This is a genomic window from Roseibium aggregatum (assembly GCF_014692675.1).
GTDB lineage: Bacteria > Pseudomonadota > Alphaproteobacteria > Rhizobiales > Stappiaceae > Roseibium > Roseibium aggregatum_C.
This window is the reverse complement of the sequence record NZ_JABFCZ010000001.1, coordinates 268,179-290,290: the sequence shown is the minus strand read 5'-3', so window position 1 is coordinate 290,290 and position 22,112 is coordinate 268,179. Positions and strand designations below refer to the sequence as shown.

Here is a 22,112-nt window from a genome sequence, read left to right as displayed (position 1 = left end):
GTCAAGGATCGCTGTGTGAAACGCGGTCATGGACGAGCGTAATTATCTGTCGCGCCGCTGAAACAGCTTTATCAACAAGAGCCATTCCTGTTGTCCGTAAGGCCGCAACAAATATCGGCTCCTCGCCCTGCGGTTGGCAAAGGGCGCAAAGCGGATTTGTCGTCTGCTCTAAACGGGAAAAGATCAAATGACGAGGTCGTCAGCATAAGCCGAGAGAACCCACTCCGGTAAGTATGAATCAGCCTGAATGAGACGCCCGCTTGCGAAAACAAGGACCTGGCGTGGAGGCACATTGAGCTTTGAGTTGTCATAGACCATACCCCGGTCGGCGCACAGCACAGCTTCACGGATCAGGGGCTGCCCACGATTGTAGCGCGCGCGGACTTTGTCTTCCGGAACGTCATGACCGCCTTCCCGAACGCGTTCTTTGACACGTGCGACGGACAGGTCGGGACTGTCGACGCTAATATGCATGACAATGACGATATAGTCGTGCGCCTGAGCACTTTCGATGATTTCGAGTTTCGACGGATGGGAGAAGACGGTCTCGGTCACAAAGCTCTTACCGGCATCGAGCATTTCAGACCGACGATCGCAGGCAATCTCGGCCGCTTTGTAGGAAGCCTCCATGGAGGCATCCTTAAGCTCGTCGCGCTGGATTAGGTCCGCATTTATGAAAGGACCCGCGAAGCTGGGAGCTACGCGGGTCTGGTATAGCGTGGACTTGCCGGCGCCATTAGGCCCAGCGAGCAAGACAAGACTGGGCCTCATTCGCCAGCCGCATCTTCTGCGTAGATGAGGTTACCACCGGCATCGAGGCCGACACCAAGGCCGAGCCTTCTGCGCTGCGCGAAAAACTCTTGCTCAGTAGCCATGGGCTCAGCCATTCGGGTAGCGAACGCGTCGAGCCACGAAGATTCTTCCTCCTCCCGGAGCTCGACAGTATCAAGCCTGCCTTCGAGCGCAGCGGTGATCCGGGTATGATCGAAGTTTCCGGAACGCTCGATTGCTCTACCGATCTTGAGCCAATGGGTGATCTGGCCGGCAACGGACCGACTGTGCAGATCAGCTTCGCGCCGGACGAGCGCCATTATGTCGTCGGCAAGTTTCACTGACTGAGCCATATTCACCTCCTGTGTTATCCAATAGGTAGCAAAATGCCACCCAAAAAACAAGGTTCGGGAATTATCACCGCCAATAACTAGTCGCTCAAATGACCACTTCAGCCAGAAGAACTTCAAAGACTGGCGCTGGCTTGGGGCGTAGATGGACATAAACCGAAAGCTACTCGCCAGGTTCAGTGCTGATCTGCAACGTAATCGATTGGGCTCGGCGAAAAGGGGTCGGTGGTTTGATTTTGGTCCGGGCTCGCATGGCTACAAGAAACACTTCGGCGCGCAGACCTATCCGCCGGGCCGTATTTAGGTTCCGCTCACCGCGAAGGGGCGATCCTATAGGGCCCTAAAAGCCTTGAAGCGCGCTGGAGGCCGGCTGTTTCAGACTGTCAAATTGGGTGATTAAATAGAGCAGATCCGACTTATACCGGGTCATAACCTACTGCCTCGAAATAGTGCCGGCATTCCTTTGGCGTAAATGCTGAAAGGCAATCACCGACCAGAGTTCGTCTATGGTCCTGGCGGCGACTTTTCCCAGCAGCGCCTTGAGCTTGGGAAAGGCCATCTCGATAGGATTGAAGTCAGGCGAGTATGGCGGCACGAACAGGAAATGCGCACCTACCTTCTAGATCATCTCGCGCACGTCGCTGATTTTATGGGCCGGCAAGTTGCCGATTGCGACGATGTCGCCGGGACGAAGCTCGGGCGCGAGGACCTGCTCGGCATAGGCCTGGATGGCGGCGCTGTTCATGGGACAATGGAGCAGCGTTGGTGGCGCCATGCCGCTCAAGCTCAAACCGGCGGTACGGGTGGTTTGGCAATGACCGTGAGGGACGGCCGTCCTGCAGGTTTGACGGCTCCACTGGATCATGAATCCACTGCTCATTTCCATCTAACGAAACAGTCTCCGCTGACTGCCTTGAAGCGGCCGCAAAGATCGATCCCGTCGCAGAAGTATTGGCCTCTGGTTTCGGTGGGTTTTATCCGTCCATTTTGTATTCTGCGGTGTAATGAAGGTGTGAATGCCCATAGGTGACTGGGGAACCGTGTCCGATTCTTTCCAGCTGACCGGTGCGCTCGGGATCATCTTTGCGGCGAGAAGACGTTAGGACTTCACTGACAGTCAAATTGCGGCACACCAATCGTTGAAGAACCGTCTCAATTTCTTGCTCGGATAAGTGGCCGGGCAGATGGTATTTGGCTTTAACATTTAGGCCATCCCATTCCTTGATGAGCCAGGACGCCATACTTCCTCCTAATGCTTTCCATTGGACATTCTAGGAAGCACGAACCGGATTCGATATCCCCGTTCTTACAATCCGTTCTTGCGTGTTGCATTTCCGTTTCAGACGCCGGCGAATAGCCTGTTCAAGCGCCCGTTCGGCCTGTTCCACGTTGGCCCAACCACCCTCCGCGAATGATCGCAGTGAAATCCACCCAGATAGCTTAGAAATTGGCCTAACGTCTCATATGCAATCAGGAATTTAAAAATATCTATATACAAATATGGGTATATTTTGACAATATTCAGATTAAGCAAGAAATAATCAATTGCGGATATTTAATTTGTAAAATGTTCAAATATCTACAGTGCCGCCGCTATTTTAAGAGACGAGAATGATCGCACAAATAATTAAACTTGAGAGCGATCAAATTGTTTGAACCGAGCGCCATTGCGATTGTTCGTGCGATCAGCCAGATCGAAACGGCAATTATGAACGAAGGTGTTGCCGAAATCCGTGTTTCAGACTCGGTGCAAGAGCTCGAACTTGCAGCGGCACAGGCAGGCAAGGCGAACCTGGTCGGGGAGCATTTTCGCCGGGAGTTGAATACCCTGCCGCCGAGCCAAGTGCTTTGGGTCGGCTTATTCAACGAACCGGGCGTATGCGTCACGACAGTGGCAGCGAAATTGGATGAACATAGCGGCTGGTCTCTACAACAACAGATCGTGTCCTATTTCGAACGCGCGTTCGATGCAGATGACGGCAGCAAAGTCATATTGGCTAAGGGATCAGCGAGTTACGCTGGCGGTTTGACTGGCACGTCGGTCTATGTCGGAGAAGGTCATGTACACAAAGATTGGCGTGGCAAGAATCTCTTAGCGCTAGCGCAACGGATGCTTATCCTATTGGCTTTCAATGAGTGGCGTCCTCAAACCATCTATGGATTTATGCGACCGGATAAAATCCGCAAAAAGTACCACTTAAACTGGGGGTACAGCATTGAGCGGCCTAATGCGGTGATATGGCGGAAACCGCCGGCGCAAAAGGACTTGCGCGACCTTCATTTTGTAGCTCTGGGAACTGAAGGGGTTTGCCGTTTGTGCCAAGACCCTCTATTAGCGGGATGCGGCAAGTTTTCATAGAATAGCAGATTAAAAACGTTGCGCCCTGCGGAGTGGAAAAAGGCAGGATCAACCGTTGGTATCGCAGATCCATAATCTCTCGCGAAGTATGCGAAAGCTGGGCCGAAATTAAATCAAATACAGGAATATTTTGAATTGCGGCGCGATGGTACCCATCGGCTACGAGATATTTGTAGGGATCTTCAAACGTGCTATTGGCCGTTTCTGGTGTCTCAGCCCAATGACTGCCGAGAAGTCTTGTCGACAGAGCTTGTGGGCCAGCAGAAAATATAGTGGGTGGCTTCAATGAGCTCGTGTCAGCGCCAAACACCACCAGTACAGGGGCGAGGTTCACGACTTCTGCGCAAAGAAAACCATTGGAATTGCGCCATCCGTCCAACAGCTGACGGGCCTGGTCATCGGCACACCCAGCATCGATGTCAGTAATATCGAATGGATAGACAAAGTTGTTCATTGCCGTGGCTGCTGTCCTGAAAGGGCCGCCATTATAATCGGATCAAGAAACGATACGAACCGCTCGACGTCGTCATCAGAAATTTGTGAAGGATCCGAATGCCCGAAGAGATGGGTACAAATAACCTCAGCGAGTGTCCGTACGCCAGCCTCTTCCGCCGCTTTCAGCTCTGCTAGCAGCAACTCATGCGGAGTTAGCGCTCGATCACCCAAATAAAGATATTCAAAACGCAGACAATGCCCAACTATATCCATAGGAAATTTCCTCGAAGGCAATGGCCATATGACGCCTTTAAAGATTGCACTTATTCGAAGCGCTGTATACGGGTTGCATTTTAAAAGGGTGTTATTCCCGCATATCAGAAAGCTTTTCATCGTAGATGAGGTGAACGAGCTTCGCGAACTTTTTACGAGGGCCGCGCCCTCCGAGAAACATCATTTCAATCACTTTTGCTTCTTGGTAAGCGTCCAAAAAAACGTCATAATTTTTGATACCTGCCGCTAATGCCTGCTCCCCGAAAAACGTCATTTCCTCAGGGTTACTTTCCGTCTCGTATTTCTCGTTCCAACCATAAAGCAGCCACGTAAGAGAAACTCCGAAATGGAGGGCATATAGTGCTGCTTCTTCTGCCTTAAGACCGCGACTGCCGTCTTCGTGAGATGAGTAAGTGCTTGCGGGCACGCCTAGCGATTCCGCCGCGCTACTGGCTGATGAAAAATTGGCTTTCTCGCGTGCAAAGCGTAGGCGTTCGTGCTTTTCCATCTGCAAAAAATCCAATTTCGTTTCAGTGCCGCGAATTATTCAATTGGAATATCTACCATGGGTTTTAATTCAGAGTTTCTACGTTATCAATATTTTCGGGATGTATAATTTGGCCGGATTTTTTTCGAGAAATTCCTACTCCCTTGCCTCTCTTCTTCACGAACGCTTCAATCTAGAATCATTAGTCGGAGCAGAGCCGACATATTCGTGAAAATGCAAACGTCTGCTTTCGGGAAGCGTGTCAGCGCACCTGAACGACCGATATGGCGGCGCGTTGCCGAGCGCGTCGGCGAGGGGGTGGCGAATGCATATGGCCTGCTTTCGGAGATCGGGCGAGATTGCAACGGGGCATTGCAATTCTTGCCGGAAGGTGGAGGGCCCCAGGCCACGGACAAGCTAACCGGTGAACCGGTCAGCGATGAAGATATCGAGGCGCTTCTGAACGATCGCAATTTGGCACCCCTTGGTATTCGCAAGGAACGACATTTCCGGATATCGGTGGCCGGTACCCAGGAAAAGACAGCGCTTCTTTTTCATGAGGGGCGATGGTTTGATCCTTCAAAAGCAACGCCGACTACACACATCATCAAGCCGCAAATCGGGACCTTGCCAAACGGCATGGATTTATCCGAAAGCGTCGAAATCGAGTATTTTCGTCTGAATCTGAAGTAGGTCTTCGGCCTTCGAACGGCAAAGGTCGAAACCCTTTGCTTTCCAGGGCATCCCTCAAACCTCCGCCATCATCGGCTTTTGTAACGTAATTTCATGAGTACGATTAATATGATATATGATAATATATCATATTAATGTAAAAATCATGATTCAATATCATAAACATTGACAGAGAGCATCCGTTGATATTAGATATATAATCATGATCATTCTTGTTTTAACGATCTGGATTATGTATCATGTCCTACCAGAGCGAAAATCTGATTTCGCAAGCACGCGAAATCCGCGAGGCGTGTGGCGTGAGTCAGCGCGCACTCAGCGAGCGGGCGGGATTAACGCAAAGCCATATTTCCCAAATCGAAAGCGGTAAGATGGAGCCGGGGTTGTCGAGCTTTATCGACATGACCCGCGCACTCGATCTAGAACTTGTGCTCGTGCCCAAGAAACTCGTGCCCGCAGTGCTGGGTCTCGTCAAGGCGCAGGCAACGTCCGACATGCACATCCATGCCGGTCAGGCAAACGACAAGCGCTTCGCCCGCGCTGTACGACGGGTCAAGAAAATGAAGCAGCTCTACGGAAGTTCAGCCGATCTCGATCGCATCGAAGACACGCTGCGTTTCTTGCAACGGGCGAACCTGAGCGACCAAGAGATGCAGGTCGTGCGCAATCTGATTGCGCGGCTCGAGCGCTATCAAGCGAACACGCAGGAAGCACTCATCGTCCGTGACATTGCACAGAACCTACAGCGGCTGCGCAGCGCCATCGCCCATGATGCGCAGTCGGAGCCGCGTCCCGCCTATTCGCTAGATGATGGAGACGTCAATGCCTGACGTCTCGGTTCTCGACGTACGGCTCTATGACAAGCCCATCGGCACGCTGACCCATTTGCAGGGCGATCGGACGATCTTTGCCTTCAACCAAGCCTACGTCGAGGACCCCAATCGGCCGACACTCAGCCTTTCGTTCAAGGACGATCTGGGCGGCCTCATCACCAAAATTCGTCCAACCCAGCGTGTTGTACCGTCCTTCTTTTCGAACCTGTTGCCCGAAGGCGGACTACGGCGCTATCTCGCCGAGCGGGCGGGGGTCAATCAGCAGCGCGAATTTTTCCTTCTCTGGGTGCTAGGTGTCGACTTGCCGGGCGCGCTGTCGATCCATCCCGCGGCCGGTTACGCCCTGCCGCCGGGCGCGGCCGAGGATCTGCCTGAGAGCGCCAAACCCGATGCATTGCGCTTTTCGCTCGCCGGCGTGCAGCTCAAGTTCTCCGCGTTCGAGAATGAAGGCAAGGGCGGAGGCCTAACCATTCCCGCCAAAGGCGTCGGTGGTTCCTGGATCGTGAAGCTACCGTCCCGACAGTTCACCGGCGTTCCGGAGAATGAGTTTTCAATGATGACGATAGCCGGGATGATCGGCATGGAGGTGCCGGTCATCAATCTCATCGATCTCGATGCGATCGCCGGCATTCCCGAAGGCATTGGCGAGCTCAAGGGACAAGCGCTTGCTGTCAGCCGTTTCGACCGCACGAGTGAAGGCCCCGTACACACCGAAGATTTCGCGCAGGTCTTCGGCGTCTTTCCGGACGACAAGTACAAACGTGCGAGCTACGCCAATATCGCGCGCGTGATCGGCACCGAGGCTGGAGATGCTGGCGCCGCAGAGTTTATTCGCCGACTCGTGTTCAGCGCACTCATCGGCAATGGCGACATGCATCTCAAGAACTGGTCGCTGATTTATCCGGACCGGAGGACGGCTGCGCTTTCCCCTGCTTACGATCTGGTTTCGACCATCCCCTACATACAAGGCGAGGATACAGCCGCACTGAATTTTTCGCGGACAAAGAAGTTGGCCGAATTCGACGTTGACGAGTTGCGGCATCTGGCAGCCAAAGCCCTTTTGCCGGAAAAGCGCGTCATCGATGTCGCTGCCGAAACCGTCCAGCGATTTCGTCAAGTCTGGGATGCTGAAAGGATCCATCTTCCTCTTGCTGCTTCCGTCGTGCAAGCGATCGACGCGCATGCTTCAATCGTTCCGCTCTACAGCGAACTCGGTTAGAGCCTCAAAAAGTGCATCGGTCAAAGCGGTCTCGATTACGGCGGGTCTGACCGGAAGCCGGCTTCGCCTCGCTCGGCTGGACGCAACGGCGGTCCGAAATTTTTTTCCCTTCGAACTTTGTTCGAATTCCTCGCAGGGCAAGAAAGTGTTTCTCCTCCGTCCTCCATTTCATTTCGATCCCAAAAGGGTGCGTGCCGGTCGTTCCCGGCCTCTTGGACAGCCGTCGAGGCCGCGATGGGAGCGGCCCGAAACATCAAAAGTAGAGTAGGAGCACAGCGCCTGACCGCCTTGCGACGGTTGGTTTCTGCGCCCCTCTCGCCGAACCGGACGTGCAAGTTTCCAAGCTACCGGCTCTCCATGCGCGGCTTTCGCCACGGGTGGCCCTCATACGGACATGAGGGTGTTGAACGATGCCCAGAATCGATCAGCTCCTTTTCGGAACTTTTCGTCGGGATCGTTCCATCCGTTCGGTATGCGTATACCCCGGTGCGGGAAGTGCGTTGACCCGCCTTCCCGGAAGAACCGCAGCGATTTCGGTCCGTCTGCCCATCGCCATCGGCTATCGGGCGCTTTCGCGACGAAGCGGCGGCGCAGCGATTTCCACGTCGCCTTTGGGTGCTTCTTGCGCAACCAACGCCCGATGCGCTCCCACAGCCACCAGTCCAGACCGGAGAAGTCCCGCGTGGCCCATGTGGCGTAGCGGTAATAGTTCCTCCAGCCGGTGATGATCGGGTTGAGACCGTCGATGAGCTCGGCAAGGGATTTGCCTGTCGGCGTCTCCTTCACCCGGACCTTGATCTTGTGGCGCAAGTCCTTCAGCTTGCTCTTCGGAATGAAGAGATTGCCGACCAGACGACCGGTGCGGCGCGCCTTGGTCTGCACCACGCGATAGCCGAGGAAGTCAAATCCTTCCCCGACCTGCGTGATCCTGGTCTTTTCCATCGATAGTTCCATGCGCAATTCCTGTTTGAGGAACTGCGCCAGCGCCAGCTTTTCGGCTTCAGCCTCCTCGAACGTTCCGTCCGTCAGCACGACGAAGTCGTCGGCATAGCGCACGGCGAAGAATGTCGGCCTGTTTCTCCGGCGGTCGTAAAGCCGCCGGTCGGCTGCATTCTGCGGTCGCTCACGAGGACGCATCGACCACCGCCCATATCTCTCGTCGATGGCCGCCAGATAGACGTTGGCCAACAACGGCGAGATGATGCCACCCTGCGGAGTACCCGTGACAGGATGGCGGACGGAGCCCTCGACCATGACACCGGCCTTAAGGAAGGTGAGCACGAGCCCGAGGACCTTGCGGTCCCCGATGCGGCGGCGCACGCGCTCCATCAGCACATGATGGTCGACGGCGTCGAAGCAGCCATTGATGTCCCCTTCGATTACCCAGCGATACTCGGAGGTGCCACTGGGTGTGGGGTGCAGTCGCCGCTGGATTTTCGCCAGCGCATCATGGGTGCTCCGGCCGGGCCGGAAGCCATATGAGGTCGGATAGAAGTCCGCCTCGAAGATCGGCTCCAGCACGAGCTTCAAAGCCATTTGTACCAGTCGGTCTCTGAGCGTCGGAATGCCGAGCGGACGCACCTTGCCGGGCTTACCCGGCTTGGGAATCAGCCTTTGCCGGACAGGCTCTGGCCGATAGGTGCCGCCGCGCAACTCATTTCGGATATCCTCGATGAACTGCACAGCGCCGCCCGGCCGCTCTTCGACCGTTTTCCGCGTGACACCATCGGTTCCCGGGGTACGGCTGCCCTTGTTGCGGGCCAGCCGTCGCCAGCTTTCCGACAGCATCCTGCGGTCGCATACGATGTTGAACAGATCCGCGAACACCTTGTCGGCATCCGCGACACTCCACCTGTGAAGCTTGCGCTGCATGTCGAGGACGAACGCGGTATTCACCGCATCGGGCTTCATCGGCCCGCCTCCTGCCGGCTTGCTTCACTCACTGTCTCCCTTCGCCCTGTGGACGGCTTTCCCGCCCTCAGACTACTACGAAGACTCCGCCCCCTGCCGCGCCGATCATCGGTCGCCTCGATCATCTCGCGCAATCCTGCGGGAGAGAACACGGCAAGGTTCCCAAGTTCACCTGTTGTCCCTTCACCTGTCTTAGGGACCGACTCTACCCCGTGAGGACTCCGACCAGCGGTCACCGCAAGCTGGACCGCTGGCTGACGCACGTGACAGCGCACGCCCCTGATCCCCGTAAATCCAGCGGGGACCGGCGCTCCTCCGGTCTTTCGACCGATCCGCCCACTTCCGGTTTGGCGGATTCCATGGTGCAACGAGGCTTCAAACATCGGTTCGATCACTCTTCCCATAACAGGCACGCTCACCGGACCGACCTCAGGCGGAAGTCCTGGACCGTCCGGCTTTGACGAGTTCTGCTTATTTATGGCTCACCGGAGGCACCCGGCTTACCTCACCCGTCTGCTTCCACCCCCGCGCTTACGGCGCGTTGGCGTCGGGGTCTCCCACCCCGCAGGGGCAACAAGTGCGCGTGACGGTTTCCAGCCGTCACTCTTGGCGCACGGATAAAGACAATGGCGAACATCGGAACATTCACCACCACGAAGCACTGCTCCATCGGTCTGAACAAGACCCTTGTCCATAGCATCAATGCCCGTTTCGAGCGCGTCGAGAACTCCTCCGAAAACGGTTGGCAGTTTCGCGTCTTCTCTGGCTCGGTCGATTAGGCTGTGAACGGTATTATGCGGAGTTCCGGGTTGTGAGAGCAGGCTATCCGCCGGTTTCCACGGATTCCGCTCCGCATAATTGCGAGGTTGGAAGGAGGGCGCCCCGCTGTAAGCGGAGCGCCCGCTACTCGATCATGTAGCCAAGTGCGCGATAGCCCGCCCGCCGCTTTGCGGCCATCCGGGCGAGAACCGGCACAGTCTGATCGACATAGTCCACGACCAGGACATCCCCTTTTCCGTCATGTTCGCGATGAAGCCGGCCAACATATTGGGCCAAAGTTCCTTTCCAGGCGATCGGCATCGTCAGGAACAGCGTGTCGAGACGGGCGTCGTCGAAGCCTTCGCCTATATAGCGGCCTGTCGCGAGGATCAGACGCTCGTCATGATCCGGGACACTCAATGCTGTGTTCGCTGCCTTGCGATCCTTGGCCGACATGCCGCCACGCAGCACAACAAGATTTTTCACGAAAGGCGCGAACCGCTGCTCAAGATAGTCGAGGTGGTCCTTTCGCTCGGTCAGCACAATGGGCGATCGTTTCGCCTCCAGCGATTGCAGCACATCATCGAAGATCAGGTTGTTTCGCCCGTCGTCCTGCGCCAAAGCAGCATAGATCGCCGACATTGACGGGCGCTCGGCCGAGGCGATGGAATGCGGCAGTTCAAATTTCGTCGTACGGTCGCGCACGCGGTGACGGATGCCGCGCTCGGCAGCTTGAACCCGTGCATCGACCCGATGGCGAACAGGGCCGCACTGCATGAAGATGATGGGATGGTGCCCGTCTTTTCGAGCGACGGTCGCGGACAGGCCCAAGACATACCGCGCTTTCGACCTCCGGGCGACAAGCTCGAAGCTTGCCGCAGACAGATGGTGGCATTCATCCACGATCAGATGACCGTAATCGGTGACGAGGTTCGCGACTTCCCCCTTGCGGACCAGGCTCTGGATAAGCGCGACGTCGATGATGCCAGTCGGCTTTCGTTTGCCACCGCCAATAATGCCGATCTGCTTCGGGTCGATACTCAAGAAGTTCCGAAGGCGTTCCACCCATTGGTTCAGCAGTTCTCGTCGGTGGACGAGGACAAGCGTGTTCCGGCAGCGGTTTGCAATGAGCGCCGCTGCGACGACGGTCTTGCCGAATGCAGTCGTCGCGGCAAGCACGCCGGCATCATGGGGCACGAGAGCATCGAAAGCCGCCATCTGCGGCCGCCGCAATTCGCCCTGGAAGGATACGCCCAAGGGAAGTGCGGTGCCAATTTCCCGCAGATCTTCCAGATCGGCAACGGCGCCATGGCTCTTGACGAGATCGATCGCTTCTCCAAGGCAACCTCGAGGGAGGGCGACGTGCTGCGCATAAAGCTCGGCGCATGAGACGACCCGAGGCTTGCCGAATGTCGGCAACCGCATAGCCTGTGCGCGGTAGAACTCGGGGTTCTGGAAAGCCGCAAGGCGAATGAGCTGCGCAATCAGGGCCGGCGGGAGTTCTGTCCGGTCGATATAAACTTGGTCTCCAACCACGATTCTGATGCTGTTTAGCATCACAGCATCGATACGCCGTGAGGTACTACGGCGTGACGGTGACATCTTCCACGGCTCGTCGGCGTGTTCATCGTCCACGGGCATGCGGATGCCCAAGACCCGACCTGACAACTCCGCCTCATCCGCGATCCTGAAGACCGTGTCTGCCGACAGCCTGGGCAAAGACGACAGATATGCCCATTGGTCATCGTAGGGGCGCAGACCCTTGTCGATAAAAACGCTGTTGCCGACCTCGCGAGCTCTTTTTTGCAGCGGCAAAGCGATCAGGTTACCGAAACCGCCAAGCGGCAATGTATCCTGATTGGGAAAGAGGCGATCATAGGAAGTAAAACCGATCTCGGGACGTTTCTCCATAGTCTCCGTGATCAAGGCTGTGCCCAGTTGCCTGGCAATCCTTGCCGGAACAGGCTCGGAAAAGAATATCCAGATATGGCCGCCATTCCCCGATCTCGACCGTTCCAGGGCGGCGACAATTCCTTTCGCATGACAAGTATCCAGCAACGCTCTGGCATCATCTGCCCAGCGGTCTTTGTCGAGGTCGACGGCGAGGAACCAGCACGTCTCATCTTGCAGCAGTGGATACACTCCGGCAACAAAATCGCCACGCAGGTGCTTTTCGATGATGTCTTCGGATGGCAGGATGAACGCCTGATGGGGACATTCTTTACATTTCACTTTCGGCTTGCCGCAGATCCCCTTCGTCCACTCGTTGGAACAAGCTGGCGAATATCCCGATCGATTGGTCTTTCTGTTTTCCCATCGAACCGGAAAGACATCAGGGCGCCCGGCAAACATTCGGCGAAACAACTCGACTTTCTCGGTCGACGACGAGTTGTTGGTGACAGAGGCATCGGCACGCAAGAACTGCTCAGATGCATTGCTGTTGGATTTCAGCTTCTGCTCAAGCGTTTCCAGTTCATGCTCGAGCTTAGCGCGCTCGCCGTCAAGTTCGGCCAGCCGCCGCCGAACGCGCGCGATTTCCTCCGAAATATCATTCTCTTCTGCCACAGTCGCAGTTCGCGCTTTAAGGTTTGCTCCACGGCTCAACATAGGCCAAGGACGGCTCGAACTTAAGATCCGACACGCGAGCCGGCACTCAGCAAAATCCCACTCTCACCATAATCGACTTTATGCGGCAACAACAACAAACCAGATAAGCTCGAACTCGGAGTTGGATGCCAGAAGTCGGCGAAGGGAAACAGCGCACGCACTCGGTTTGCGCCAGCCCGCTTGGACGCACGAGTTCAGATTGTCCGCCCTGTACCGCCTTGCTTTCAGGTCTTTCAAACTGCACCTATCTACGAAAGAACGGTAATTGATGTGAGATTCTATCTGAGGAGGGGATTCTACCCCTTCGGTCAGGTTTCAACAGACGTGCGTCCGACTTGGATTAGAAGATTGGCAATTTTTGCCAAACTGGCTATATTACGCTCTAAATTGAGGAGTGTTTTTTCATGGGTACGATGAATGTCAGTTTGCCTGGTGACATGATTAAATTTGTGGAAGGTGAGGTCGCCGGCGGCGGATACGCCTCGTCAAGCGAAGTTATCCGTGATGCATTACGTCTGCTTCAGCACGACAAAGCAATCGAACAGGAAAAACTCGCCATCCTGCGAAGAGAGGTGAGCATTGGTTTGACTGATGCCGCGGCAGGTCGATTTTCAACGCAGACGGTTGGGGACATCGCTGACGAAGTGAGGCGAGAGTACCTCGGCGAATGAGTCATGAAATCACCGAGGCAGCTAGGCGTGATATTCGAAACATTCTGGTAGATACACTCAAGTCCTTCGGGCCGCATCATTTAGACACCTACGAGGCGATAATCGACCGGGGAATCGAGATGGTCGGCGACGATCCCGATCGCGGAGGTTCCATCGACCGCTCCATAATAGCGCCAGATGTAAGATTGTTTCATCTTGAGCTTGCTGCGGGCAGACGCGGCGCGTCGGCGCATTGCCTCTACTATACGACTGGAATGATGTCGAATGGTGTCGTAGGCACGATCATACTTCGCGTTCTGCATGAAGGAATGGAACCTCGCTATAAAGTTGTCCGCTCGCTTAATAGCCATGCACGTCTGCAAGCTGAAATGCCCCAGGACGAACCCGCTGAGGATCCCTTTAAAATTAAATGACTTTCGCAATCGACTACACCAAAGAGACGTCGCCTTGGTAGAACCGTCGAACGACTGTTGCGTCCGGATCCAAATCCCAGAATGTCTGAATTTAAACTAAGTTAATGACGGCGCCGAGAAATATCCTGGTGCTATCGGTATCGGCCAATCCATCCCGCCGATGTCGGATCTCCTGACCTGCCGACCGATGGCCCTCAACAGGAGATCTTCGAGATGATCCAGGATCGGGCGGCGGTAGATCTGGACCCGCATGGTTCCGTCCCTCTGGTCAATTGTCTCGATTGTCCGGCGCTGGTTCTTCCGGAACATGGTCTCGACGATTTACCGCTGAAGATGGCGCTTGCTGAGCTGGTGATAAACACCTAGCTGCGTCCGCTTCAGCAGGGCCGCGATGCCTTCGACCGTGTTGAAGTGAAGGTTTCCCGCGAACGTTCTTCTTCTTGCCGTGCGTGATCGTGTCATGCTCCTTGAAGGTGTGGGCCGCCTTGCCGATGGCCTTATCGTCATCGGACATGATATGGGCGTCCGGCGAGATGACGCGGCCGATCTGCTCCCCGTCGGAAGACGGCAGGAACGCCGCCCTGATGCGTCCACCACGCTCCGCGGTCACCGCGACTTCCGGCCTCTTCGTCGCCTTGCTACGTGGTCGATAAACGTGCTTGATGATTTGGACGCCCCCGCCAGCGCTGCGCCAGGTATGGTGCTGAGAAAGAAGCGAAGGCAGGAAAGGAAGGATCCGATAAACATAGCAACGCCCGGGCTGGATCTGGCGAAGAGCGTTTTCTAGGCGCATGGGATAGATACATCCGGCAGGACAGTGCTGGTGAAGAAGCTGCATCGCAAACAGACGCCGCGATTCGGAGTTGAGGTCTGTGCGACGGTGCATCACTGGGCGCGTACGCTGATCGCCATGGGCCATGACGTCAGGATCATGCTGCCGTCTTACGTGAAAGGCTACGTCAAGTGCGGCAAAAGCGATGCGATTGATGCAGAACCGATCTGCGAGGCTGTGCAACGTCCGACCATGCGGTTTGTGCCGGTAAACCCAGTCGAGCAGCAGAGTGTTCTGATGGCGCACCGGACCCGATCGCTGATTGTGCGCCAGCGGACTTTGGCGGCGAATGCGCTGCGCGCGCACTTGGCCGAATTCGGGTTGGTCGCCAACCCGGGTATCGCCAATCTGGTGAAGCTGGCCGACAGGGCCTTTCCCGATGAAGCCCTTCCTACTTACGCTCATCGAACGCTTGAGATCCTGATCCGACGAACACGCCTAATTACGGAATTTTTCCTGAAATCTGTGCACAAAGTCACGCGGTAGTGAATTCAAAAAGTGGGACTGGAAGTGGGACTCAGTCTCCGGATATTTAAAAGTATATATTATTCAATAAGATATAAGTATAAATGGCGGACAGAGAGGGATTCGAACCCTCGATAGAGTTGCCCCTATACACGCGTTCCAGGCGTGCGCCTTCAACCACTCGGCCACCTGTCCTTATTCGCCGCGGGAAACCCCGCCTGCGAGTTGCGCAATATACTCAGGCATCGCGCGAGTGCAAGCGACTGTGAAAGTTTTTTTGCGGTCCGGTGCATATGCATTGCAGACGGGCCGGATTTTTGCCGATTGCGCGGGCGAAAATAAACTGTGCACCGGTTGCCGGGCTTGCTTCCAGACGGTCCGTAAAAACCGCCCTTGGATCTTTGCTGTTGTTTTTTATGGGATTCTTTGTCAATGTATTCATCATGCGCCGTAACGTGATGTTCCCGGTTGTCAAACGGCCGTAAGGCCATAAAACGGCGCGGATTGCCCTTTAGAATGAATATTTACTTTTGATCGTTGAGACGAAGGCCTGAAGTGTTTGCGTTGTTGAGATTACTGTTCCGGCTTGGCGGCTATGTCTTGCTGGCTTGCGCATTGGTCGCGATCATCGCCGATGCCAGCAAGAGTATTGCCCGCTCCGAACTGGTGCTGCTGCCTCTCGGTCAGCTGTGGTTCGATCAGTCTCCGGAGACCCTGAACATGGCCCAGGCGGCCATCCAGCGCCATGTCAGTCCGTTTCTGTGGGATCCGATTATCCAGACGCTGCTGACCTGGCCGATCTGGGGCGTATTGGGGCCGCTCGGGCTGATCTTCCTGTGGCTTGGGACGCGCGGCAGCAAACGCGGTGCCGTCCTGGCCTGACCCTAAACATTTCTTGCAAATTCCGTTCGCTGCGCCATCTTTCTGAAAAGAGATCTGCGCCTGCCTTTCGTGGCCCTGGCGCAGCAACGCTTCGGGAGTGGAATTCATCATGTCCTTCATGACCATGCTGACCAAGAAATTTTCCTTGCCGTCCGCCGACGAGGCGCTGCCGGGGCGGGAACAGGCCATTCATCCGGCCGACCCGCATTTCGTCAATGGCCGCTCCCTGACAGGCCCCTATCCGGACGGAATGCGGACGGTTCTGTTCGGCATGGGGTGTTTCTGGGGCGCGGAGCGCCTCTTCTGGCAGCTGCCGGGGGTCCATGTGACCGCGGTCGGCTACGCCGGCGGGCACACGCCCAATCCCACCTACAACGAAACCTGCACCGGCCGGACCGGGCATACGGAAGCCGTGCTGGTCGTCTACGATCCGGAGAAGATTTCCCTGCAGGACCTGTTCAAGGTCTTTTGGGAACATCACGACCCGACCCAGGGCATGCGCCAGGGCAACGATACCGGGACGCAATACAGGTCGGCGATCTATCTGGCCGATCCGGAAGAGGTGGCCGCCGCGGAAGCATCGAAACAGGCTTACCAGGAGGCTTTGCGCGCGGCGGGAATAAGGGCGACGATCACGACAGAGATCCGCCAGCTGGATCAATTTTACTTTGCGGAAGATTATCACCAGCAGTATCTGGCGAAAAATCCCGGTGGATATTGCGGTATTCGCGGGACCGGCGTCAGTTGTGCGGCGCCGCTCTGACTGGATTTCCCAGAAATTAAATGTCCGAAACCGAACCGATGCGCCGGTTTTCCTATGCTTGGGCTGCCTGTCCTTGGTCAGCCTGGGCGACGGTTGCGGATAACAGCATGTGCCGTCCCTTTATTTCAATTTTCCTGAAACAATAGCGGCAATCAACTTCTACGTGATTTCCATTATATTTTATCGCACTGCGATATAACGAAAGGGAAGGACGCGATTTTCATCGGCTGGTCTTTTAATTTCAGTAATTGTTAAATGACTTGCCTCATAAACGGTCCCATATCTGATGCGTTCCCGGGGCTGGAAATGTCAGCAAAAATATCGAAGCGCTTCGTCGCCACATACTTCTCTGCCGCCTGCCTGGTCATGGTTTTTGCCGGCCTGCAGCCTGGCGGGGAAGGAAAGATAGCCGTGTTCGCGAGTCCCTGGAGTGATCCCGCTCCGGAGATTGTGGCTGCGGCCGGCGGACGGATCGTTTCAACGGATACATCCGGCTGGATAGCGGTCACGGAAGCCGACTCCGACGGCATTGTGGGACGTTTGTACGCGTCCGGCGCCGCCTTTGTTGCGTCGTCGGTTGTCGCACGGGCCTGTGCAGGCTTGGTGAATGTCTATGGGGAGAGTAATTCATGAGTGAGCAAACGCAGGCTTCCACCAGCCTCGACGCGATGCGCGAAACCTATTCGCGCTATATCATTTATTTCGTCTGGGCGAACGTGCTCCTTGTCATCGCCACCGCCTGGTGGGTCGGAACGATTTCGGTCGTGACCGTTTCGGGCGCTTCGCTTCTGTTCGGAGCAGCGGCGACCGGCACCTGGGTCAAATACAAGGCTGGAACCGAAACCCGGATTGCAACGGCCATCTCGCTGGCGGCTCTGGTCGCCCTGTTCGTGGCCTCGCTGTCGACCAGCGACCCGACCACGTCGTTCCAGATCGACGGGCACATGTACTTCTTCGCCGTGCTGGCCATTCTGGCCGGATGGGTCGACTGGCGGGCGCTCGTCGCTTACGCCGGCGTCGTGGCGGTGCATCACATCGTGTTCAATTTCGCGCTTCCCTGGGCGGTCTTCCCCGGCGGGTCCAACTTCCTGCGCGTCGTTTTCCATGCCGTGATCGTCGTCGTCGAAGTGGCCGCCCTGTGGTGGATCGTCGACCGACTGTCCCGTGCCTTCGAAGCGGCGGACAAGGCGAGAAACGAAGCCGAAGCGTCCCAGGTCCAGGCTGCCTCCATGCAGCAGGCCGAGAACGAGCGCATCGCCGAAGAGCGTAATCACCAGGAGCGGGTCGGCCAGCGGATCGCCGCCTTCCGCCAGGAAATCGCCGGCAAGCTTGAAAGCGTGACACAGCAGGTCCGGGCCATGCGTTCGGCCTCGCAGGACCTCGGCTCCGTTGCCGAAGACACCTCAGACCGGGCGGCGACGGCGGCCCAGGCCTCCGACACGGCGTCTTCCAACGTGCAGATGGTCGCCTCCGCGGCCGAGGAACTGTCCTCCTCGATTGCGGAAATCTCCCGCCAGGTCGAACAGACCACGGGGATTGTCGCCAAGGCCACCCAGGGCGCCCAGACCAGCAACCAGAAGGTTGCCGGTCTCGCCGAAGCCGCCAATCGGATCGGCGAAGTCGTGACCCTGATCCAGGCCATTGCCGAACAGACCAACCTCCTGGCGCTGAATGCCACCATCGAGGCCGCCCGTGCCGGCGAGGCCGGCAAGGGCTTCGCGGTGGTCGCGGCCGAGGTCAAGGAACTGGCAACCCAGACCTCCAAGGCGACCGAGGAAATCGGTGCCCAGATCTCCGCGATCCAGGGCGAAACCAAGGACGCGGTGGATGCGATCGGCGCGATTGCGGCCACCATGGACGAGGTCAACAACTACACCTCGGCGATCGCCGCGGCGGTGGAACAGCAGGGTGCGGCCACCGACGAGATTTCGCGCAATGTCGCGGAAGCCGCCAACGGAACCGGCCTTGTCGCCACCAACATCAGCGGGCTGAGCGAGGCGGCCGAACGGACCACCGGATCCGCCACGACCGTCGCAAACTCCGCAGAAGAGCTGGAGCGTCAGGCGGAGGAAATGCAGGCCTCCATCGACGGTTTCCTGCGGGATGTCGCCGCCGCCTGACCGGCAACCGAAGCGCATTTAGAAAAGCCGGCCCCAGTGGCCGGTTTTTTTTGGCCGGCTTTTTGTTTGTTCGGCGGATAATCCATTTCCCGCGTCTTGACGCCCGGACGGCTGAATGTCATGTGCCGGTTTCCGGAAGCGGCCGTTCCCTGGTGCCGCGTTTCACCTCGACGTTCGGGAACCATGCCTGATCAGATATTGCAGCCAGGATCGGTTTTGCTGCTCGACGCCCTGAAGGCGCGGGGCGGACTGCTCTTCAGGCATCCCGAACGGGTGATCACCACGGCCGAGCTCGACGCCGTGCCCCAGGCGCTCGAAGAGATGGAACAGGCCCGGGAGGCCGGCGCGCATCTGGCCGGTTTCCTTGCCTACGAACTCGGCTTTGCCTTCGAGGACAAGCTGAAGGCCCGCTGGCGGCCGGACGGGGAGCCGCTCCTCTGGTTTGGTGTGTATGATGCGCCCCAGGAAATCAGCCTGGACGATGCCAGAGACTGCCTGCGCCGGAGCGCTGGGCCGGGCGAGGCGCATCTTGGCCAACCCCGGTTCGGGATGGACCGCGAGAGCTATGACGCCGCCTTCACCAGGGTGCAGGATCATCTCGCCATGGGTGACATCTATCAGGTGAACCTGACGCTCAGGGCAGCGCTTGAGCATCGCGGCGCGCCCGAAGCCCTGTTTCTCGATCTGTTGCGCCGGCAGCCGGTCGGCCATGGCGCGTTTCTGAAGCTGGAAGACCGCGCGATCCTGTCCCTGTCGCCGGAACTGTTTCTGGAACGGGAGGGTCGGGTGCTTCGGACCCGACCGATGAAGGGAACCGCAGGCCGCGGCGTCGACCCCGCCGGCGACCGCCGCATCGCCCGGGAGCTCGCGGCCGATCCCAAGCAGCGCGCGGAAAACATCATGATCGTCGACCTGATGCGCAACGACCTGTCGCGCATCGCGGAGACCGGCAGTGTGCGGGTGAGCGAACTCTGCACGGTCGAACGCTACAAGAGCCTGCACCAGATGACTTCGACCGTCGAGGCGGACCTCGGGCCGGAGATCCGGCTGCCGGACATCATCGCGCGCCTCTTCCCCTGTGGCTCGATCACCGGGGCGCCGAAGCTGAGCGCCATGCAGATCGCCCATGATCTGGAGACGGGCCCGCGCGGCGTCTATACCGGCTCCATCGGCCATGTGGCGCCCACCGGCGACTTCCGCTTCAACGTCGCCATCCGCACACTGGTCCTGAAGCCGGACGGATCGGGCGAGGTCGGAACCGGGTCCGGGGTCATCTTCGATTCAGGCGCTGCTCCCGAATACGATGAATGCGCACTGAAGCTGAAATTCATGACCGAGGATCTGCCGAAGGTCGGACTGATCGAGACCATGGCCTTTCTGCCGGAAGACGGTTATCTGCTTCTGGACCGGCACATGGCGCGGCTGACGGCCTCGGCCGACTATTTCGGTTACCCTTGTGACGAAGGGGCCGTCCGCAAGGCGCTGGAAGACCTGGCGGCCACCTTCAAATCGCCGCAGCGGGTCCGCCTGGAACTCACCGAAGACGGGGATATCGACCTGACCTGGACGGCGCTCCAGCCGGTACCGAACGATACGGTGTGGGACCTGGCGCTCGCCGGCGGGACCACCCGGTCCTCGGACCGGTTTCTCTACCACAAGACCACCAACCGGGCCTTTTATGACGACACCCGCAAGCGCTACGCCGAGGCGAGCGGTTGTCACGAGGTGCTGTTTGAAAACGAGGACGGCTACCTGACCGAGGGCAGTTTCACGACCCTGTTCGTTCAGAAAGACGAGCGCCTGCTGACCCCGGCGCTCCGTCACGGCCTGCTTCCGGGAACGTTGCGCGCCGGGCTTCTGGAGCGCGGACTGGCAGCGGAGGCAGACCTGCGCCGCCGGGACCTAGAAGACGCTCAGACGATCTACGTCGGCAATTCGGTACGCGGCCTGATCCGCGGCCGCATGGTTCCGGCAATCGGCACCTGAACGGTTTCAGGACGCATCCCAGTCGACGACCTCCAGTTCCGGCCACAGCGCCGCCATGCGTTTCGCCTTTTCTTCATAGGTCGGACGGTTGTCGGTCAAAGGATTGGGAACCAGACGCATTGCGAAAATCGGTGAGAGCCCGAAAGGCGCCCGGACGTCGATCGTGTCTCCCTCCCTCAGCCGCACGGCGACCGCGTGGGTCTTCGCTGCATAGGTCGTCAGCGACTCGATCGCGCAGCTCAGCGGGAAGTAGGGCCGGCCGAAGCGTTTCTCGTACCAGAGATGGACCCGCGCCTGATTGCGGACTTCCAGATTGTCGGCGAGATCGGGCAATGCGGCATTCATGTTGCGGATAATCCTGTCCTCCGCCTCGTAGGACAGGTCCGAACCGTCGAAATAGATGATGTCATAATCCTTGATGCCGAAATCCGGTGGCCGGCCGGTCAGCGCGTTCCAGACGGTCTGGTAGACCCCGCCGGACACCAGCCAGGCATCCGGCAGGCCCAGGTCGTTTATCGCGCCCAGGATCCGCATCAGAGCAGGGGTCGCCCTGACAATTTCCGAAAGGGCCGCGATCCGGTCGTCCTCGGTTGCAGCAGTCGCGTTCCTGAGTGTCTGGATATCCATGGTTCTCAGCGTATTCGTTTTTGAATTTATATGTCCTGCTAATGTTCGGACAGTCGATTTGAAGATTCCAGGGTCGGTCTCCGGAATTTTTTGTCCGGCTATATCGTTGAAACGCAGGCCGAAATACATGCATCTGGCCTTTATCTAAAATCCGACCGTTTGCGTTTGCCCCACTGTTTTCTTTTCTTCGTAGCCTTCCTGATACGCGCCGTCGAAACGCCGTGAGTGTCAAACGGCCCGGGCTAATACTTGAGGGGGCTCAAGCCATGAACTGGAAATATCCTTGCCGGAAGGCCAAACGCCTGTCCATTCTCGCAGCCGCTTTTTTTACGGCAGGCGCGCTGATACCCATGGGTTCCGCTTCAAGCCTGTTTGGTGCAGGCGAAGCGCATGCCGTCGGCTTCATGCAGGCCCTGGTCAAAAGCACGCTGGTCATCGCCTCGGCCGGCGGCGGAAAGACGACCGAGCACGACGGCTCATCGTCGGACAGTGCTCCCGCCCCGGCATCGGCCGCGACGGAGAAGTCTCCCGTCCAGCACCTTGATCCGGACGGTCCGCAGGCCGATGGCAAAGGGCTTTAAAGGCAGCCTGCTTCGAACAGCCCTATCCGCATCTGCCCGATATCGGACATCGAAACATGAAAAAGGCGCCCCGCC

Annotated in this window: 25 protein-coding genes and 1 tRNA gene; 14 read left to right on the top strand and 12 right to left on the bottom strand. The window is 57.4% G+C overall.

Going from position 1 to position 22,112, the window contains the following annotated elements:
* Positions 1–183: 183 nt before the first annotated feature.
* The 5 genes from HK439_RS01170 to HK439_RS01150 form a co-directional block, all read right to left on the bottom strand.
* Positions 184–771, bottom strand: coding sequence for a zeta toxin family protein (locus tag HK439_RS01170; RefSeq protein ID WP_190289520.1), 588 nt, complete (start codon positions 769–771; stop codon positions 184–186).
* The gene (locus HK439_RS01165) at positions 768–1,274 is read right to left on the bottom strand and encodes a ParD-like family protein (protein WP_235987479.1); all 507 of its coding nucleotides are present in this window, start codon (positions 1,272–1,274) and stop codon (positions 768–770) included. Before HK439_RS01165 ends, HK439_RS01170 begins: the two co-directional genes overlap by 4 nt.
* A 280-nt stretch (positions 1,275–1,554) precedes the next feature.
* Positions 1,555–1,722: a hypothetical protein gene (locus HK439_RS27330; RefSeq protein WP_419247569.1), complete on the bottom strand. Its 168-nt coding sequence runs from the start codon at positions 1,720–1,722 to the stop codon at positions 1,555–1,557.
* A gap of 18 nt (positions 1,723–1,740) precedes the next feature.
* Positions 1,741–1,986 carry a hypothetical protein gene (locus HK439_RS01155; protein ID WP_190289518.1) on the bottom strand — a complete coding sequence of 82 codons (246 nt, stop codon included), beginning with the start codon at positions 1,984–1,986 and terminating at the stop codon, positions 1,741–1,743.
* A gap of 109 nt (positions 1,987–2,095) precedes the next feature.
* Positions 2,096–2,362, bottom strand: coding sequence for a hypothetical protein (locus HK439_RS01150; RefSeq protein ID WP_190289517.1), 267 nt, complete (start codon positions 2,360–2,362; stop codon positions 2,096–2,098).
* A gap of 407 nt (positions 2,363–2,769) precedes the next feature.
* On the opposite strand from HK439_RS01150, the gene HK439_RS01145 reads away from it, so the two are divergent.
* On the top strand, positions 2,770–3,480 hold the full coding sequence (locus HK439_RS01145; RefSeq protein ID WP_190289516.1) for a hypothetical protein: 711 nt from the start codon (positions 2,770–2,772) through the stop codon (positions 3,478–3,480).
* A 450-nt stretch (positions 3,481–3,930) separates the two neighbouring features.
* On the opposite strand, the gene HK439_RS01140 is transcribed toward HK439_RS01145, so the two are convergent.
* Both HK439_RS01140 and HK439_RS01135 read right to left on the bottom strand, forming a co-directional pair.
* Positions 3,931–4,188 carry a hypothetical protein gene (locus HK439_RS01140; RefSeq protein WP_190289515.1) on the bottom strand — a complete coding sequence of 86 codons (258 nt, stop codon included), beginning with the start codon at positions 4,186–4,188 and terminating at the stop codon, positions 3,931–3,933.
* Positions 4,189–4,279: 91 nt separating this feature from the next.
* The gene (locus tag HK439_RS01135; RefSeq protein WP_190289514.1) at positions 4,280–4,696 is read right to left on the bottom strand and encodes a helix-turn-helix domain-containing protein; all 417 of its coding nucleotides are present in this window, start codon (positions 4,694–4,696) and stop codon (positions 4,280–4,282) included.
* Between the two features lie 207 nt (positions 4,697–4,903).
* Between HK439_RS01135 and HK439_RS01130 the strand changes: the two genes are divergently transcribed.
* The 3 genes from HK439_RS01130 to HK439_RS01120 all read left to right on the top strand — a co-directional run bounded on the left by HK439_RS01130 (position 4,904) and on the right by HK439_RS01120 (position 7,420).
* Positions 4,904–5,368 carry a hypothetical protein gene (locus tag HK439_RS01130; RefSeq protein WP_190289513.1) on the top strand — a complete coding sequence of 155 codons (465 nt, stop codon included), beginning with the start codon at positions 4,904–4,906 and terminating at the stop codon, positions 5,366–5,368.
* Positions 5,369–5,607: 239 nt separating this feature from the next.
* The gene (locus HK439_RS01125) at positions 5,608–6,198 is read left to right on the top strand and encodes a helix-turn-helix domain-containing protein (protein ID WP_190289512.1); all 591 of its coding nucleotides are present in this window, start codon (positions 5,608–5,610) and stop codon (positions 6,196–6,198) included.
* A complete protein-coding gene (locus tag HK439_RS01120) occupies positions 6,191–7,420 on the top strand; it encodes a type II toxin-antitoxin system HipA family toxin (protein ID WP_190289511.1) in 1,230 nt (409 codons plus the stop codon). Before HK439_RS01125 ends, HK439_RS01120 begins: the two co-directional genes overlap by 8 nt.
* Before the next feature lie 384 nt (positions 7,421–7,804).
* On the opposite strand, the gene ltrA is transcribed toward HK439_RS01120, so the two are convergent.
* The gene (ltrA, locus tag HK439_RS01115; protein WP_190289510.1) at positions 7,805–9,331 is read right to left on the bottom strand and encodes a group II intron reverse transcriptase/maturase; all 1,527 of its coding nucleotides are present in this window, start codon (positions 9,329–9,331) and stop codon (positions 7,805–7,807) included.
* Between the two features lie 626 nt (positions 9,332–9,957).
* On the opposite strand from ltrA, the gene HK439_RS01110 reads away from it, so the two are divergent.
* On the top strand, positions 9,958–10,110 hold the full coding sequence (locus HK439_RS01110) for a hypothetical protein (protein WP_190289509.1): 153 nt from the start codon (positions 9,958–9,960) through the stop codon (positions 10,108–10,110).
* Positions 10,111–10,234: 124 nt separating this feature from the next.
* Here the strand turns inward: HK439_RS01110 and HK439_RS01105 are convergent, their stop codons facing one another.
* Positions 10,235–12,655, bottom strand: a complete 2,421-nt coding sequence (locus HK439_RS01105) for a TOTE conflict system archaeo-eukaryotic primase domain-containing protein (RefSeq protein ID WP_190289508.1) — start codon at positions 12,653–12,655, stop codon at positions 10,235–10,237.
* 446 nt (positions 12,656–13,101) lie between these two features.
* Here HK439_RS01105 and HK439_RS01100 point away from each other — a divergent pair, with 446 nt between their 5' ends.
* Together HK439_RS01100 and HK439_RS01095 are read left to right on the top strand one after the other, a co-directional pair.
* Positions 13,102–13,368 (top strand): type II toxin-antitoxin system ParD family antitoxin, encoded by a 267-nt coding sequence (locus HK439_RS01100; RefSeq protein ID WP_190289507.1) that lies wholly within the window; start codon positions 13,102–13,104, stop codon positions 13,366–13,368.
* Positions 13,365–13,781: a type II toxin-antitoxin system RelE/ParE family toxin gene (locus tag HK439_RS01095; RefSeq protein WP_190289506.1), complete on the top strand. Its 417-nt coding sequence runs from the start codon at positions 13,365–13,367 to the stop codon at positions 13,779–13,781. The genes HK439_RS01100 and HK439_RS01095 overlap by 4 nt, the downstream gene beginning before the upstream one ends.
* Before the next feature lie 268 nt (positions 13,782–14,049).
* Here the strand turns inward: HK439_RS01095 and HK439_RS26765 are convergent, their stop codons facing one another.
* A complete protein-coding gene (locus HK439_RS26765; protein WP_235987504.1) occupies positions 14,050–14,574 on the bottom strand; it encodes a hypothetical protein in 525 nt (174 codons plus the stop codon).
* A 30-nt stretch (positions 14,575–14,604) separates the two neighbouring features.
* Here HK439_RS26765 and HK439_RS01085 point away from each other — a divergent pair, with 30 nt between their 5' ends.
* Complete coding sequence (locus HK439_RS01085) at positions 14,605–15,099, top strand: IS110 family transposase (RefSeq protein ID WP_419247568.1); 495 nt, start codon at positions 14,605–14,607, stop codon at positions 15,097–15,099.
* 84 nt (positions 15,100–15,183) lie between these two features.
* On the opposite strand, the gene HK439_RS01080 is transcribed toward HK439_RS01085, so the two are convergent.
* A tRNA-Ser gene (locus HK439_RS01080) sits at positions 15,184–15,273 on the bottom strand.
* A gap of 360 nt (positions 15,274–15,633) precedes the next feature.
* On the opposite strand from HK439_RS01080, the gene HK439_RS01075 reads away from it, so the two are divergent.
* The 5 genes from HK439_RS01075 (at position 15,634) to pabB (ending at position 20,829) form a co-directional block, all read left to right on the top strand.
* Complete coding sequence (locus HK439_RS01075; protein ID WP_419247567.1) at positions 15,634–15,960, top strand: hypothetical protein; 327 nt, start codon at positions 15,634–15,636, stop codon at positions 15,958–15,960.
* A gap of 109 nt (positions 15,961–16,069) precedes the next feature.
* The gene (gene msrA, locus HK439_RS01070) at positions 16,070–16,723 is read left to right on the top strand and encodes a peptide-methionine (S)-S-oxide reductase MsrA (RefSeq protein WP_190289504.1); all 654 of its coding nucleotides are present in this window, start codon (positions 16,070–16,072) and stop codon (positions 16,721–16,723) included.
* A 306-nt stretch (positions 16,724–17,029) separates the two neighbouring features.
* Entirely contained in the window at positions 17,030–17,356 is a 327-nt protein-coding gene (locus HK439_RS01065; protein WP_190289503.1) for a hypothetical protein, read from the top strand.
* The gene (locus HK439_RS01060; RefSeq protein WP_190289502.1) at positions 17,353–18,843 is read left to right on the top strand and encodes a methyl-accepting chemotaxis protein; all 1,491 of its coding nucleotides are present in this window, start codon (positions 17,353–17,355) and stop codon (positions 18,841–18,843) included. The genes HK439_RS01065 and HK439_RS01060 overlap by 4 nt, the downstream gene beginning before the upstream one ends.
* 216 nt (positions 18,844–19,059) lie before the next feature.
* Positions 19,060–20,829 (top strand): aminodeoxychorismate synthase component I, encoded by a 1,770-nt coding sequence (gene pabB, locus HK439_RS01055; RefSeq protein WP_209011480.1) that lies wholly within the window; start codon positions 19,060–19,062, stop codon positions 20,827–20,829.
* A 6-nt stretch (positions 20,830–20,835) separates the two neighbouring features.
* Here pabB and HK439_RS01050 read toward each other — a convergent pair whose 3' ends face one another.
* The gene (locus tag HK439_RS01050; RefSeq protein WP_190289500.1) at positions 20,836–21,456 is read right to left on the bottom strand and encodes a nucleotidyltransferase family protein; all 621 of its coding nucleotides are present in this window, start codon (positions 21,454–21,456) and stop codon (positions 20,836–20,838) included.
* A gap of 266 nt (positions 21,457–21,722) precedes the next feature.
* Between HK439_RS01050 and HK439_RS01045 the strand changes: the two genes are divergently transcribed.
* Positions 21,723–22,037 carry a hypothetical protein gene (locus HK439_RS01045; RefSeq protein ID WP_190289499.1) on the top strand — a complete coding sequence of 105 codons (315 nt, stop codon included), beginning with the start codon at positions 21,723–21,725 and terminating at the stop codon, positions 22,035–22,037.
* Positions 22,038–22,112 lie beyond the last annotated feature (75 nt).